Genomic DNA, 15,727 nt, shown 5'->3' on the forward strand with positions numbered 1-15,727 from the left:
ATCAGATCACCTTCGCTTCGTTCTTGAGTTTGTTGACGAGTTCGGCGACGTCGGCAACCGTGATGCCGGCGCTGCGTTTGGCGGGCTCTGCAACCTTGAGGGTGGTGAGGCGCGGGGTGACGTCGATGCCAAGGTCGGCGGGCTTGACGGTGTCGAGCGGCTTTTTCTTGGCTTTCATGATGTTGGGCAGGGTGGCGTAGCGCGGTTCGTTGAGGCGCAGGTCGGTGGAGACGACAGCCGGCAGGGTGATTTGCAGGGTTTCGAGGCCGCCGTCGATTTCGCGGGTGACCGTGGCTTTGCCGTCGGCGAGAACAACCTTGGAGGCGAAGGTGGCTTGCGGCCAGTTTTGCAGGGCGGCGAGCATTTGGCCGGTCTGGTTGGCGTCGTCGTCAATGGCTTGCTTGCCGCAGATGACGAGTTGCGGTTGTTCTTTGTCGCAGAGGGCTTTGAGGAGCTTGGCGACGGCGAGCGGTTGGAGGTCGACGTCGGTTTCGACGAGGATGCCGCGGTCGGCACCAATGGCCATGGCGGTGCGCAGGGTTTCCTGGCAGGCGGCAACGCCGCAGGAGACGGCGATGACTTCGGTGGCGATGCCTGCTTCTTTGAGACGGACGGCTTCTTCGATGGCGATTTCGTCAAAGGGGTTCATGCTCATCTTGACGTTGGCCAGGTCAACACCCGACCCGTCAGCCTTCACCCGGACCTTCACGTTGTAGTCGGCTACCCGCTTAACAGGAATTAGTATTTTCAAAACAAGCCCCTTTTTACAACATCAAAAATAGAAATAATATTCACGCCCGATGTAGCCTAAGATAATTAGCAAACAAAACAGCAAAAACCACGTCAGCGGTAAGAAGCAATGGAAAAGCTGCATTCGTATTCCCAAGAAGCCAATCAACCATACCGGCCAAAACGACCCCGGATTTACCGAGAATTCCAAGCTGAATTATCGGACGGTTAACAACAGGATCAGCCGCAACTTTCAAATACCCCACCCCAAAAACAATTACGAGCACAGATCCAAAATGAATCAATACATAATCTTCGGGGATCGGATTCATGCCAATCATTTGCGCCAACTGCGGCATCGCGAATAAAAAAATCAAACCAACAGCCAGATTAAAATAGCCAGCAACCGAAAATAAAATTCGCGCGTGAGAGTTCATTTAGCCCCCGATAATTGCATCTAAAAAATAACTGGAAGTAACAGTTATTCAAACAACTCGAACTCAGTTAACAAAGTATATAAGGACACCTAACCAATAATCAGCCCGGAAATCCGTGAAATTCTTTAATTGCCCTATCAAAGCCAGACTTAAATTATTGGAATTCAGCGGAACTAAATTTATGGAAGTACCCACATTAATCCTGAACACTCACAACGATACGGCCACGAGGTGCCTTTCCATCGAGCAATTGTGTAGCCATCGGAATAGCCTCATCCAACGAGATAACTGTCACCATCGATTCAAGCTTTGATATTTCCAAGTCATTTGCCAAGCGAGTCCAAGCCTCGCGGCGCAATGACATAGGCGCCTTGACGCTATCAACACCATATAGCGCGAGATTTCTTAGCACGAATGGCAAAACAGTCGTATTTAGGTCCATCCCTTGGGCCAAGCCGGTAGCCGCAATCGCACCGCCGTATCTGACCGAGGCACACACATTAGCCAAAGTATGGCTACCCGCTGTGTCAATCGCCCCGGCCCATCTCTCGGCAGCCATTGGCGCACCCGGCGACGAAAGCGACTCTCGACTGATCACCTCCGCCGCACCAAGCGATTTCAGATAAGTTGCCTCTTTTGGACGGCCCGTACTGGCAACGACCCGATATCCCAGCCTGGCAAGAAGAGCGATAGCAATACTGCCTACTCCACCATTAGCCCCCGTCACCAGCACATCCCCATCACCCGGCTTAATGCCGTGCCGCTCGAGAGTCATGATGCACAGCATCGCGGCATAACCCGCCGTGCCGATCGCCATTGCTTGACGGGTGGTTAAATTCCCGGGCAGCGGGACGAGCCACTCTCCTTTGACCCTGGCCTTTTGTGCCAAACCACCCCAATGCTCCTCGCCGACTCCATAGCCATTGAGCAATACTTTGTCGCCGACTCTCCATTCGGGATGGTGGCTTTCAATTACAACACCGGCAAAGTCGATCCCCGGAACCATTGGGAATTTCCTGATCAATGGAATGCGCCCCGTGATTAGGAGGCCGTCTTTGTAATTGATCGTCGAATATTCGATAGCAACCGTGACGTCGCCTTCCGGAAGTTCGCTTTCATCGACTAGAGCAAGCTTGGCATTTCCTTCACTAAGGACCTGAATTGCCTTGAACATCCTGACTCTCCTGAAAAGTTTGCGGCCCCGATACCGATTTGGCACCTGGATGATTAACGTGCGGTCATCCCGCCATCGACGACCAGTTCGGCACCCAGCATGTAAGTCGACTCGTCGGAGGCCAGAAATAGGATCGGGCGGGCAATTTCTTCCGGCGTCGCAAAACGCCCGAGCGGAATTCGACTGAGAACGCTGGCGCCAAATGCGGCGGCAACATCCTTGTCCAAGGTTGCCAGCGCGCCAGCAACCATTGGGGTTCCGACGAAACCGGGGTGAATGGAGTTGATCCGGATGGGATATCCCTTGTCGGCGCAGTGTAGTGCCGCCGATTTGGTGAATATCCGGACTCCCCCTTTAGAGGCGTTGTAGGCGGCAACCATCGGCTCACCGATGATGCCTTCGACGGAAGAAACATTGACGATGCTGCCTCCAGCGGTGCGCATCAGGCGGATTGCCGTCTGTGTTCCAAGAAAGACACCATCCAGGTTCACAGCCATGGTCCGCCGCCACTGATCGAGGTTCGCCTCTTCGACTGAGCCCATCAAGGCGATGCCAGCATTATTGACCAGCACATCCAGCTTTCCGTATTTCCGGAGAATGTAGTCGCCAAGATCATTCCATGCCCCTTCGTCGGTTACATCCTGAATTTGGAAGTCCGCATCCAGGCCCGACTCTGCAAATCGTCCCCGGGCGGCGCTTCCAGCCTTCTGATCGATGTCGGTGACAACCACCTGCGCGCCTTCCTGCGCGAACAGCAGTGCCGTCGCCAGCCCGATGCCGCTCGCCCCACCGGTGACCCAGGCCACCTTACCATTTAGACGTTTCATCGTTTCTCCTAACATGCAGTTAGGCCACCGTCGAGCGCAAGCTCCGCTCCGGTAACCCACTTGGCCGCCGAAGAAGCCAGATAACAAACAGCATTGGCGACATCAGAAGGCTCGCCGTAACCCATCGGATGCAATCCCGCCATGACGGCTTCCGCGCCCTGCTGATTCTCGGCCAGGCCGATATCCACACAACTGTTGACGACATCGATCCCCATCTGGGTCTTGATGATTGCCGGATGGATCGAGTTGACCCGGATGCCATACCCCAGGCGTGCGCATTCGATGGCTGCCGCCTTGGTCATCAAGCGGACACCGCCCTTGGCCGTGCAATACGCGCCCAGGCCTGGCACGCCCACCAGGCCGGCTACCGACGACAGGTTGACGATCGAACCGCCTTTCCCTGCGCCCCCGTTCGGACGCATCGCCCGGATTCCCCATTTAATTCCGAGGAAGGTGCCATCGACATTGACAGACTGAATCCGTTTGAACTCGCTCAATTCGCAATCGGCAAAAAGACTCATGCTTTCTACACCGGCGTTATTAACGATGATGTCCAGCCCACCTAAGTTCGCTAGCGTCTTCTCGATGACTGCTTGCCAATCGCTCTCGCTAGTGACATCGTGTTTCTGAAAGGCACAACCGGGAAGTCGAGCGGCAGTCGCTTCCCCTTCCTGGACCAGGACATCGGTGAGCATGACCCGTACCCCCGATGCCACGAGCGCGGCGGCCACTGCGGCGCCAAGGCCGCGAGCGGCGCCGGTGACAATAGCCACCTTGCCCTCCAACCCCGATTGACGAATACTCATTCTGCGTTACCTCACATGGTTTATTGCGTTGATGGCCTCCCAGACCAGGCGCAATGCTTAATCAGTCAATTTCCGAGTATGGTGATGCAGGCAACCGCCTCTTCAACGCTGTACAGTCCCCCGCCATTCTCGGCAAGCGCCACGCGTGCCCCGGCCACCTGGCGCCCTCCCGCCTCACGCCTAAGTTGTGTGACGAGCTCAAAAATCTGGGCAAGGCCCGTTGCCCCCACCGGATGCCCCTTGGACTCGAGCCCACCCGAAGGATTGATGGGTATCCGTCCGCCAATCGCGGTTTCGCCAGCTTCCGCCAGCCGCCCTCCTTCGCCGATCGGGCAAAACCCCAGAACTTCCGACTGGATGATTTCGCCAATCGCCGTCGCATCGTGAACCTCGGCGACGGAGATATCGGCCGGTCCGACGCCCGCCAGTTCGTAGGCTTTTCTGGAGGCCAGCCGGACAACATGATGCTCAAGGTCCGTCGCCTCGCGGTCGCTACCCATCTGCATCACGCTGGCGAGCACACGGATTGCCCGGCCCTGTCCAATATTCAGCCTTTTCAGGCCTGCTTCATTGCAGACTATGGCGGCCGCCGCCCCGTCACTAATCGGGGAACACATCGGCAAGGTCAGCGGATAGGTAATTGGCGGCGCAGCCAGAATCTGTTCTATGGTGTACGCATCCCGGTATTGCGCCAGCGGATTGTTCACGGAGTGACGGTGATTCTTAGCCGACACAGCCGCGAACTGCCGTTGCGTCGTACCGAATTCCCGCATATGCATGCGGCCCATCGCCGCATAGATATCCATGAAGACTGAATAGGGTTTGGACGATGTCGTTCCGTCCGGCGGCGTGATGCCCCCACCCATCTTCAGCAACAAATCCCGATTGTTCGCTGACTCATGGACATCCCAAGCACCATCGAAAATACTGAACATCAGCGCTTTGTCGGCGGAAAACATTTTTTCGACACCGACGGCCAAAGCCACGTCTGCCGCCCCCGAGTTAACATAGTTGACTGCTAGGTGAAAGGCGCTGCTTGCACTGGCGCAGGCGTTCTCTACATTGACCACTGGAATGCCCTGTATGCCCATGGATCGCAAAGCAATCTGCCCGCGAATCATGTCCTGGCCCTCCATGTGCCCTTGCGTCGAGTTGGCGAAAAATGCCGCCTGCACATCCTTTCCCAAACACCCCGCATCATTGAGTGCCATTGAGGTCGCGCTCGCAGCAAGCCCCTTGATCGTCTTATCGAGATGCTTGCCAAACGGCGTCATCCCAACACCCACCACATACACGTGAGAAGTCATCACAAGCTCCTGGCTAAACGCTCTTCACTTCCCAGTTGAGATAACCCTCTTCGGCGAGTGCCCCGAGCAGGTTTCTGGCACCGAAAACCTTGGCCGGAGAGGCAAAGCCAACGGCGTCGAACTGGCCGCGCAGAATTCGCCGGGCGGCCTCGGCGCCCAGCACGCCGGTCTGGATGTAGGGCGAACTCCCGCGCAGGATGACGCTGACCGAATTTGTCTTGCCGCGGGCATGACACGACAGCACACAACGATTGACCTCGGGATCCTCACGGCCGGGTTCGGCCGTCGTGATGTCGCCCCCCCATTGATTCGTGGTCTGTTCCTGGTCCTCGGTAGAAAGGTGACGACACTCGTTCTCGAATTTTTGCAGCAGGCCGAGAACGCCATTGAAAGCCTCCTGGTTGCGGAAAGAGACCAGCGTCTTGCAGTTGCGCACGCGCGGATCGCCTTCATACCAGACCGGCTCACCGCCGCCGCCCCAGGGCAGGGCGTTGAGGAACTCATGTTCGCCGGGCAGCAGAACCTGGAAGGCCTTGGCGAATTCCCATTGAACCAACGCGCGATTCTGAATGTGGAACTGCGGCTTGGTGCACATGCGTAGGAAGGATTTGGTCGACGCAACGCTGACCCCGGAATCGGCGAGATACACGACATTCAGGGAATCGATGCCCGGTGTTTCGAGGGCAATCTCGGTTGCCAGCAGACCTTCGGTCCACATGTAGGAATTGGCCGGGCACAACACCAGGCCCTTTTCGGCAAATCGCGGACCATACTCGCGCTTGAGGAAGAACATCCAATCCGTCTCGCCGGTGGTATCGAAATAATGACACCCCACCTCAAGACAGGCCTCTACCACCGGTTGCCCCAACTGCATGAAGGGGCCGACTACGTTAATTACGACTTTTCGACCGCGGAACAATTCAACCAGGGACGCTTTGTCGTTGTCGACTGCGACGCACTTGTAATCATGCCCCTTAAGTTCCGGCAAGGCAGCCATCTCAGCCTCGAGACGGGCAGCATTGCGGCCGGCCGCGACAAACGGGATACCACGCTCAGCGAGCTTCCATGCCGTCAGTTTGCCGGTGTAACCACTGGCACCATATACAACCACTTGATAATGATTATCCATTGCTGTCTCCTTTATTGACTGATTACTTGGTCGACGCTGCGCAGCTGCGGACCATCCTTTGTGAAAACGTTTTGACCATCCCGTCCGAAGGCCTCAAGCAGGAAACGCTCAATTGGTTTTTCCGACGCCGTCTTTGGGATTTCGCTGACCACTTGGAAATAGGTCGGGACAGAATTGGCCTCAAGCTCTGCCCGGCAAAGACTGAACAGTGCCGGGATGCTCAGACTCTCAGCGCTCGTCGGGACAATCGCGGCCACGACATCCTTCTCGCCAGGCGCACCGGATGCTGCCTTGACCCCGTACACATAGACATCGCTGATCATCGGGCTTTCGGCGAGCACCTTCTCGATGATTGCCGGGTTGATGAAATCCCCGTTGTGGCGGATGGCACCGCCGGCCCGAAAATCGAAGAACAACCATCCATCTTGGTCCAGGTGTCCGATATCACCCATGCGCAACCAGCCGCCATGTACCTTTTTCGTGGAAGCGTCCGGATCGTGGAGATAGTCCACTGTCGGCATCACACCATCGGCCGGTTGGAATATGATTTCCCCCTGCGCCCCCACCGGAACGTCTTCGCCGTACTCGTCGACAAGCCGGAGGCGGAGCGATGCCGGAGGCTTTCCAATGCTGCCGATGGGTCCCTCGCCGATAGGCTTGATCGTCAACCCCCCTTCGACTGCAGCATAGATCTCGAGAATGCTCAGGTTGAAGCGTTTCTCAAAATCCTCCCATATAGCAGCAGGCATTCCCGCACTGATTACGAAACGGATCGGGTTTTCGCCATCGTTTGGCTTAGGTGGTTCGCTATAAATCGCCGTCGTCATGCCACCTAACAGGTTAAAAGTCGTGCATCCGTACTTGCGCGCGATATCCCAGAGCCTGGACTTCGTGAACTTTCGGCTGAATACCGCACGCATACCCAACTTCAATGCGCAAGAAAGTGTCAGCAGCTGCGCGTTGCCATGCGTCAGGGAAAGCCCGGTATACGGCCGGTCATCGCGCGAATAGCCCAGCAATCCGTTCCAGTTGGCCACACCGCCCCAGCGTGCATGCCGGATCACGACTCCCTTGGGGTCCCCTGTCGTTCCCGAGGTATACATAACCTGCATGGGCTCCAAAGGATCGGAGACCGATATGTTGACGACAGGAATCGGTTTTCGATAAATCTCGTTTAGCCAACGAATCCTGACCGCACCCTTGGCGCAATTTGTCGATTCGGGTGCGCCAAGCACCCAAATCCATTGGAGATTGGGAAGGCGATCACAAACCTCGAGCAAGGCATCGAGGACGTAATCCGCACAGACGACCCCTTTGCAACCAGAATGCATGAGCATGTAGTGAAGCTTGTCACCCTTGGTTCGCGGATCAATCGGGACAAAGACGCTCCCGACTATCGACGCGCCCACCATGACATCCACGAATTCGGGATGGTTTTGCATGAGGATGGCGAAATAATCCCCCTTTCCCATCCTTTCATCGTGTAGGCCCTGAGCAACCCGTGCCCCATACTCCCAGAGTTGTTTGTAAGTTCGCCGCTCATCCGGACCCTCGTCATTCTCGAACGTGAGGACATCGCGATCCGGATCAGTTTCCGCCCGCATCGCAATTAGATTGGCGAGAATTAACTCATTTCGCTCAGACATAATCGACACTCAAATCCCCTTACAGTCGATCCGGATCAATCAGGAGATACCCCCCCTTAATCGCGAGAATTTCATTGCACCCGTCTTCGATTAGCGAGGCTCGGGCGTCGCGCAGCAACTTTTCGATCGGATATTCGCGGGTCAGACCATTGCCGCCAAAAATCTGCAACGCTTCGCTGCTCACCTCGAATGAGGTCTGCGTCCCAGTAATTTTCGACGTCATCGCGACATGCAACGCCGGTGTATCGCCAAAGTTGTAGTGGATCGCACGATGGGTGAGCGCCCTCGAAGCCTCGACCTTGCGGAACATGTGGAACAAACGATGGGCCACCGACTGATGCCGGATTATGGGAACCCCGCCCTGTTTCCGTTCATGGGCATAGTCGAGCGCCAGCTCATACGCAGCCCTAGCCACGCCGGTGAACACCGCCCCCATCAACCCATTCGCAGCGGTGTGAATAATCTCCACAGCATTCAGGAAGTCATCCGGACCGGCTAGCAGATGATCCTTGGGAATCCGGACGTTGTCGAAAAACACTTCGCCTTGGTTGAGGGCACGCTGCCCCAGTTTGTCCAGTGGCTTGCCACGCGATACACCCTTCGCCTCGAGCGGCACGATGACGACACAACCGCGTTGAGCATCCGGCCCGCTCCCGGTATCTGCCGCACAATAAAGTACGCACACCTTGGCGATGGTGCCGTTGGATACCCAGGCAGACTTCTGCCCGTTAATCACGATTTCGTCGTCGAAAATCTGCGCGACGCAATTCGGACGCCCGTATTGGCCTTCCGGATGAAATATCTTCCGATTCGGGTCGAGGCTGTCCGAGCCGTGATCCGGCTCGGTAATACCCCAGCAGCCAAGCATCGCATCGGGATAACGCGCCAGGAGATCGGTGCGGCCCAAAGCGGCGCACATATACATTGGCAGCATGCCGGCACCAAAGGAAATGGCTAGCCCCGAATCCCCCCAGCCCAGTTCCTCGAACAGGATCGACATCATTTTCGCGCGCTCCGCGGGCTCAAACGATAGCAACAGCTCGACCCCGAATCCGAGCTCGACGAATTTCCTCCGCGCCTCCCAATACGGGGAATCCGTAGCCACCACCTGCTCCGGCGTCATTCTGTCCAGGGCAACACCAATCGGACGCATCACCTCTTCAGCATAGCGATGCAAACTCTCCTGAAACATGATCGCCGTATCAAAGAGTGGGGGTTCAGCCCCCAAGGGACCAAGCCTTGGGGCTTTTGTTGCGGAAACAGAACTGTTCATGTGGGTCTCCAATCATTTCATTTGCGGTTCCGCCAGGGTCGATCTACCGCTTGGCATAACGGGATTCTGGCCATCGACCCACGCCAGCTCAATCGCGGAGACCCGGGAAAGCAGCATTTGCTACGGATCACGGAAATCCGGGATAACTGCGGCAATGCAATAACGAAATCAATTGGTTTACATTGGATATACTAATCCGTTCGATGAAAACTCATCAGATCGAGTCCCCTGTCAAGACATCACCCTGATGTGCCCAAGGCCATATAGATGTATCCAAACACCGCTTCGGGACGAGTAGTCCGTCAAAACCCGCTCAAATTGCGACCACCCCGCTCCCGGAGCGATCAGGTTCCCCGCGATGCCTTTTGCCGGCGAGTCGAGGAATCGAGAGCAAACCTTGTTCTGGTGACGGCACCTGCCGGCTATGGAAAATCGACCGCTCTCTCCCTCCTGTTTCGGCGTCTCGAGGAGCAAGGCCAAATCGTCGGCTGGCTAACTATAGAACCCTCGGACAACGATGTTGGCCGGCTAGCCCAGTACCTGTGGCTCAGCCTCGGCTCTGTCCTACCGGACTCGGGAGCCAAACAAGTCGAAACGCCCCTTCTCGACACCGCCTCGGCAACCGCCAATGGCCTGGCCTATGAGCTACTGGATACGCTGGCAATGCTTGAGGCCCCGTTTTCTCTGTTTATTGATGAATTCGAGCACATCACCTCGCCCGATGTAATGACCTTCATTACCGACCTGGTAGCCGGTCTAAATGAGGGCCAGCGTGTTATTCTTGGCAGCAGGCACAAGACCATGCTCCCTCTCGGGCGGATGCGTGTACAGGGCAAGTTGCTGGAAATGGAAGCCTCCGAACTACGTTTCTCCACAGAGGAAACACGCAGCTATATTTTGAGTCGGCTTAAGATCGAACTGCTACCAGCCGACCTAGCAAAACTTCAGGAAGGAACGGACGGTTGGGCTGCTGCCCTCCAATTAACCACAGCAGCGCTCATGGGCGAGGCGAATCCCAGCTCGCTACTTCAGGGGCTCACTGGGCCGTCGCGTGGACTGGCCGACTATCTGGCTGAAGATGTGCTGTCAAGGCTCCCTGAGCGTCAGCGTTTCTTCTTAATCCAGTCAAGCATGTTCGAGTCCTTCTGCTCGGACATGTGCAACGTAGTTTTTGAATGCACCGACAGCGCCGAACTGATTGCGCAGATCGAGCGCGACAACCTGTTCCTGCAAATCATCGATGTTGATGGCCAATGGTACCGATACCACCCGCTGTTTCGTGACTACCTTCAGTCCCAGCTGGCAAACATCCGAAATGTCGAAGGGATGCTCAAGCAGTGGCACCTACGCTCTGCCAAATGGCTTGACCAAGCTAGGCGAGGTATACAGGCGATCGAGCACGCCCTGGCAGCTGGCGCGCCGGAACTAGCCGCTGAACTGATGGCGGCGAGGGCTGCTGATTTCATCCATACCGGCCAGCTCAGAGTCGTTAGCCAGTGGATCGAATCCCTGCCCGATGCGGTGGTTCAGCAGAATCTTCAGTTGGCGATTGCCGGCGCCTACTCGATGGTATTTCTCCATAAATACAAGGATGCCAGCCGCCTGCTTGCGTTCCTGAAATCGGAAATAGACAAGAGTCCGCAACACAAGCACGATCTGCTGGTTCTCGAGATCATGCTTGGCGCATGGTCAGACCACCTCCCGGAAGCGGTCAAGACAGCCGCCAACGAAGTCGAGAACCTAACCGACGCCCCTCCTTACGTCGTTGGCCTAATTCGAAACGCCGCGGCCTACTATGCCATTGCCATTGGCGACTATTTCACCGCCCACCAGCATCTGATCATTGCCAAGCGCCTCCTTGAACCGATCAATGCGATTCACGCCCTCAGCTACAGCCAATGCTTCGAAGGCGTAATCGACATGCTACAGGGCAACGTCATACAGGCCAACGCACGTTTTAATGCCACTCTCACAAATATTATTGGCGCTGGTTATCGTTTCACGAATTCCACTGCAGTGGCGGCGGCGCACTTAATAGAAGCGTTATATGAATCAAATGATCTTGATTCAGCTGAAATACTCGTATCTGATTATCTCCCCCTGATTCGAGACTGCTGCCTGCCTGACGATCTAATCACAACTTACAGGATCGCGGCACGAATTCTCTTTATTCGAGGCAAACAGAGCGAAGCCCTAGAGACACTTGACTATCTTCAAGATATGGGTGATCTGCGCGGTATTCCTCGTCTTGCCGCAGCCGCTAGGCAAGGAAAATTGCGCGTTGCGCTACGAGCGGGTGATTTTGCCGCAGCCAATCGGTTACTAACGCTAATATCGTCAAACGATATCTGGGAGCGGTGGAACGGACTGTCTCCATATGGCGACGATATTGATGACCCGTTTATCGCGAGAACTCGAATCGCGCTAGTCTCGGGAAACGGACCATCAATGCTCTCCGAACTGCAAGATGCTATTCGCCTTGCCGAGGCAAACAATCGTACCCGGAGATCAATGCGACTACGCTGCCTTTTGGCACAAGCGCTCGAATCTGCCAGAAGGCGGCCTCAGGCACTGGATTTATTAGAGAAAACTCTTACTCTCGCACAACCCAAAGGTTTATTCCGCGTATTTGCCGACGACTCCTGGCTTCTCGCTCCTCTTTTGGAGGCGTTGGAACTCCGCTCTCAGGCCGTTCCTAGAGCCTACATTACTGAACTGATCAACGCATCTGCAGCCAACAATGTTGCATACGTTCCATCCACACACTCGGCCATGATTGGGCGCACAGAGGAGGGCGGGCTTAGTCAACGTGAGCTCCAAATACTCAGACTAGTTGCCGAAGGAAGTTCCAACAAGGAGCTGAGCAGAAAACTTTTCGTGAGCGAAAATACCGTGGAAACGCACTTGCGCAGAATTTATTCAAAATTAGGAACGAAAAACCGAACACAAGCCGTTTCGAAGGCACGAGAAAAAGGGATGCTCTAACTTCCAGGCGTGTATTCCCTTGTGAGCCAGATAGCCGCTGAAACAGGCAGCCAGGAAATCTACTAGTAAGCGCAAGGCCAGCGTTTGATGCTGGTGCGATAAATAGATGGCGTGAATGCGCCACACCTCGGGTTCATGTGCCACATGAGGACGTGGAAAGCTTCGGATTAGATTGGGAAAGGTTAGGCCAAGGCCTGTAAACGGAAATCACCGGGATGATCCAGGCTCATATTGCTTTACTGCGAGCCTAATCCGCCAAAGGGCTGGTCAGTTTTTCTCGCTGCTGCGAATTTCGGACCCGGCCCTCCCATCATCCGGGCTTCCCCTGCTGCACGATCCAGCATCGGATGTCTTCGGCGCGCCAGACGGTAGTTCGTGCTTAGAGCTTGACAGGTGCTGGGAAGGTGCGTGCCTGTATGCGCCGCCAGAGGGTTGATTTGGAGATGGGAACGAAGGTCAGCACCTGGATCTGCCGTAGAAAACCAGTCTCCGGCAGTGCCAGCAGAAGAACCTGAGTATTGGGCGTAACAGGAGTAGCAATGGAAGTCGCCGCCCTCAGAGCGACACGGGAATGGATGTTGGGCATGATCGGACCTCATCACGGCAGTTACCGGCAAAAGGCATGACCTACATTGTTGTGGCCGCACTGGGTCAGAATGGCACGGGCCGATAGGGAAAGTAGAACTCAAAGGCATGCCGCCGACGCCCCAGTCGTGCTGCAAGGAAAAATAAGCAAGATCCAAAGGGCAACCCAATGGAAAAGGTCATGGCATGCGCACTAGCTTCGTGCGCCACACGCGGCGGATCATCGAATAGGAGGCAGGTAACGACTGCAACGCTGCCATGAGGGCGGTTTGGCTCCAACAGCCTGTCAAGCTTTGGTGGGGCTTGTTGATACGATATTGATGTCAGTGATCCAACGCACGCTCATCCCGGGATACACCAGACGTAAGGTGCTACGCACGCCAGCGATTGGAGATGGCCTCAGTACCGAAGTCATGCCAACCCACACCGCAATCAAGGTTACAGACATGCATCAGATCGCTGACGAAAGCGATCCGCCGCCAGTCTTCCTTGGATGGCAAAGCGATTTACCCCTGCTTTCGTTGGACATTTCATAGTCAATTCCAAACAGCTCTTCTGAAAACCCCCAGGATGCCTCCATTCCCGCCGATATTAGCGCAGGTACGATAAGTCGACCTTGATCGGGACTACGCTAGTCGCCTATCGAAGGTACGCTATCTTCTAGGGATTCGGGCAGGACAACAGTACTCACACCCAGCGGATTTACCGTTGCTTCGCGCTCTGTTTCTGAAGTGTTCGTACCATCCGAAACGCCAGAGGCGACAGCCTCTTGCCGCCCTCCATCGCCAACACGCAGACCCAAAGCATTCATCCTTCGCCGCAGGCCCATGGCGAGGTTCCGCGCAGCGTTGGCGAGATCGCGTACCTGGCGCTTGAGACTCGCCCGCTGGATGTCTACCGCCTGAGTGGTGATTACCTCGTGGATTTCCAGGGTCTGCAACAAAGGCATCAACTGATCGAGTTTGCCCAAGAGTTCGAGGTAGCGTCTTCCGATAGAGGACAGCACATGGACGTCCACATCCAGTGGCACCGTGTCGTAGCTTGCCACGCTAGTGATCGCATGTGCCTTGAACAGCGCTTCGGCATCATCAATAGCTTGATTGAGGTTTGCAGCCACGGCCTCCATCTGGGTGCGGATAGCGCCTTCGATTTTGGCCACATCCTCGTGGTCAAGTCGTGTGCGAGCAATCACCGAGATGAAATGGGTGTTGAGTTGCAGGGTATTGAACAGCCGCGCGAAGAAACGCTTGCCCTCGGCACTGGTAAAACGTGTCGGAATTTTCAAGCTGGCGGCCTCGACCCGCCTAAAATCGGCCTTGGCCTCCTTGGCTAGGATGCGGGCATTGACGCCACCCTCGTCTACTTTGACGATCTGAATTTCAGACATCTCGTATTCCTCGAAATAACGCGTTCTGGGCAATCATCCGTAGTGGTCAAGGCATTCGCCACCGGAAATGGCCGCAACCTGAGGGACCTTTCGGCATTGGGGTCAATTCGGTGCTATTTCGGGATTGACCCGGGCAATTCGAGCCGCTAACTTTGAGTCATGCAGTAGCTAGCCCTGCATTCAAACAAGGCAAGCCTAGGAGCATTCTCGCTATCACGTCCCGTTGATCTCCCCGATACGCGACACGTTAGTCTTGTCAGTGGCGATCGAGCCGCCGACTAAATCCATACCATCGCAGGAAATTTTCGAGGCAGGGGCGCAGTTTCCACGAAGTCGTTTGCCAAACACCCCTCCCTCGAAAGCCTTCCTCGATCGGTCGCTGGCTGCCGATCACAGCGGGTCCCACAGCCCTTTCAAGCCAGTCCTTGACTTCACCTCCATAGCACCGTCCGTCCCTGACCGGACGGACGATCCTCACCCCACGGGGGCATCTGCCCCTTAGCCCGGGATGCGTTGCCTCCATTTTTTCGGAGCCAACGATGCCGAATCAGAGCGTACCACCTCGAGTTTCCGGTCCCACGCCCGTGGGTCCGGTGTTTTCCGCCATCTTTCCTACCCTGTCTATCCCCTCGCATCACCGGCCTGCGGCGATTCCTGACCGCGTCGCGCTGAATGAGATACTTGATGACGTCGAGGCTCCTGTGGAGTGGAGCGAGGAAGACATCGTCTTCCTGCATTGGCGCCTGCTGGCAGAAGTCAGTTGTTTAGCCGACCCGGCGACGCCCCTCGAAGAGATATTCGACACCCTTCGTTGGGTATTTAGCGAGCGCGAGAAGGACGGCCTGCCGTTCTCTTTCGTCAGTTGCCTCTATGTAGTTGGTTGCAGCCCCTTGTCCCCCATCGCCTATTGCGGCCGGGTCGACGCCGAGGAAATCCGCGACCGCATCCGCCACAACCTGAAATCCTGGCTGGACGCCTCGCTCGAACGCTTTCCCGACTGGGTGCGCGATGCCGTCATCAGTAACCCCGCGTGGGTTGCAGCTCGGCTTGCCAGGAATCCCCAGTGGATCAACGAGCAGGTCAAGCGGATTTCCGCCCAGGGAGACCTGTTCGCCTAAGCCATTTCCCTTTTCGGGCTTGCTGCCAACGCGCAAGCCCTCCTTATTTGAAGGAGTCGTCATGAGCACTTTTAAGGATGCACTTTGCCTGCTGGCAATTTTTGTCCTCTATGGCATCACGGGACGTCTCGATTATGAGGACGCGGTCATGCTGGAACATATTCACCGGGAACGGCTGCGAGCCGCTTGCCTGAAGGATATGCCGGCAGGACACGATGCCCTATCGCGGCGAATCGACGATCAGTACCTCGATCCACCAGGCATGAACATGGAGCATGGTTTGTCTACCGATGAGCTGCCCTGTCTCCCGTCTGTACTTTAAGG

At 55.9% G+C, this 15,727-nt stretch carries 14 protein-coding genes; 3 read left to right on the forward strand and 11 right to left on the reverse strand.

Annotation, left to right across the window (positions count from 1 at the left end; translation table 11 throughout):
* Nucleotide 1 precedes the first annotated feature (1 nt).
* From F1002_RS15405 to F1002_RS15445, 9 genes are all read right to left on the reverse strand, one after another.
* The gene (locus F1002_RS15405; protein ID WP_150429939.1) at nt 2–751 is read right to left on the reverse strand and encodes an electron transfer flavoprotein subunit beta/FixA family protein; all 750 of its coding nucleotides are present in this window, start codon (nt 749–751) and stop codon (nt 2–4) included.
* Nucleotides 752–791: 40 nt separating this feature from the next.
* Nucleotides 792–1,166, reverse strand: coding sequence for a hypothetical protein (locus F1002_RS15410; protein WP_150429940.1), 375 nt, complete (start codon nt 1,164–1,166; stop codon nt 792–794).
* A 196-nt stretch (nt 1,167–1,362) separates the two neighbouring features.
* Complete coding sequence (locus F1002_RS15415) at nt 1,363–2,340, reverse strand: MDR family oxidoreductase (RefSeq protein ID WP_150429941.1); 978 nt, start codon at nt 2,338–2,340, stop codon at nt 1,363–1,365.
* A gap of 53 nt (nt 2,341–2,393) precedes the next feature.
* Nucleotides 2,394–3,182 carry a glucose 1-dehydrogenase gene (locus tag F1002_RS15420; protein ID WP_223879633.1) on the reverse strand — a complete coding sequence of 263 codons (789 nt, stop codon included), beginning with the start codon at nt 3,180–3,182 and terminating at the stop codon, nt 2,394–2,396.
* Nucleotides 3,176–3,973 carry an SDR family oxidoreductase gene (locus F1002_RS15425; protein WP_150429942.1) on the reverse strand — a complete coding sequence of 266 codons (798 nt, stop codon included), beginning with the start codon at nt 3,971–3,973 and terminating at the stop codon, nt 3,176–3,178. The genes F1002_RS15420 and F1002_RS15425 overlap by 7 nt, the downstream gene beginning before the upstream one ends.
* A 65-nt stretch (nt 3,974–4,038) precedes the next feature.
* On the reverse strand, nt 4,039–5,280 hold the full coding sequence (locus F1002_RS15430) for a thiolase family protein (RefSeq protein ID WP_150429943.1): 1,242 nt from the start codon (nt 5,278–5,280) through the stop codon (nt 4,039–4,041).
* A 13-nt stretch (nt 5,281–5,293) separates the two neighbouring features.
* The gene (locus F1002_RS15435) at nt 5,294–6,409 is read right to left on the reverse strand and encodes a trans-acting enoyl reductase family protein (protein WP_150429944.1); all 1,116 of its coding nucleotides are present in this window, start codon (nt 6,407–6,409) and stop codon (nt 5,294–5,296) included.
* A gap of 11 nt (nt 6,410–6,420) precedes the next feature.
* Nucleotides 6,421–8,055, reverse strand: coding sequence for an AMP-binding protein (locus F1002_RS15440; RefSeq protein ID WP_150430184.1), 1,635 nt, complete (start codon nt 8,053–8,055; stop codon nt 6,421–6,423).
* A gap of 19 nt (nt 8,056–8,074) precedes the next feature.
* A complete protein-coding gene (locus F1002_RS15445) occupies nt 8,075–9,328 on the reverse strand; it encodes an acyl-CoA dehydrogenase family protein (protein WP_150429945.1) in 1,254 nt (417 codons plus the stop codon).
* 267 nt (nt 9,329–9,595) lie between these two features.
* On the opposite strand from F1002_RS15445, the gene F1002_RS15450 reads away from it, so the two are divergent.
* The gene (locus F1002_RS15450; RefSeq protein WP_150429946.1) at nt 9,596–12,313 is read left to right on the forward strand and encodes a LuxR C-terminal-related transcriptional regulator; all 2,718 of its coding nucleotides are present in this window, start codon (nt 9,596–9,598) and stop codon (nt 12,311–12,313) included.
* Nucleotides 12,314–12,692: 379 nt separating this feature from the next.
* On the opposite strand, the gene F1002_RS15460 is transcribed toward F1002_RS15450, so the two are convergent.
* The gene (locus F1002_RS15460) at nt 12,693–12,899 is read right to left on the reverse strand and encodes an AlpA family transcriptional regulator (RefSeq protein ID WP_150429947.1); all 207 of its coding nucleotides are present in this window, start codon (nt 12,897–12,899) and stop codon (nt 12,693–12,695) included.
* 630 nt (nt 12,900–13,529) lie between these two features.
* Nucleotides 13,530–14,285, reverse strand: a complete 756-nt coding sequence (locus F1002_RS15465; protein ID WP_150429948.1) for an AcaB family transcriptional regulator — start codon at nt 14,283–14,285, stop codon at nt 13,530–13,532.
* A 539-nt stretch (nt 14,286–14,824) separates the two neighbouring features.
* On the opposite strand from F1002_RS15465, the gene F1002_RS15470 reads away from it, so the two are divergent.
* Nucleotides 14,825–15,403: a hypothetical protein gene (locus F1002_RS15470; RefSeq protein ID WP_150429949.1), complete on the forward strand. Its 579-nt coding sequence runs from the start codon at nt 14,825–14,827 to the stop codon at nt 15,401–15,403.
* 61 nt (nt 15,404–15,464) lie between these two features.
* On the forward strand, nt 15,465–15,725 hold the full coding sequence (locus tag F1002_RS15475; protein ID WP_150429950.1) for a hypothetical protein: 261 nt from the start codon (nt 15,465–15,467) through the stop codon (nt 15,723–15,725).
* Nucleotides 15,726–15,727 lie beyond the last annotated feature (2 nt).

This window comes from Dechloromonas sp. CZR5 (assembly GCF_008711155.1).
Lineage (GTDB): Bacteria > Pseudomonadota > Gammaproteobacteria > Burkholderiales > Rhodocyclaceae > Azonexus.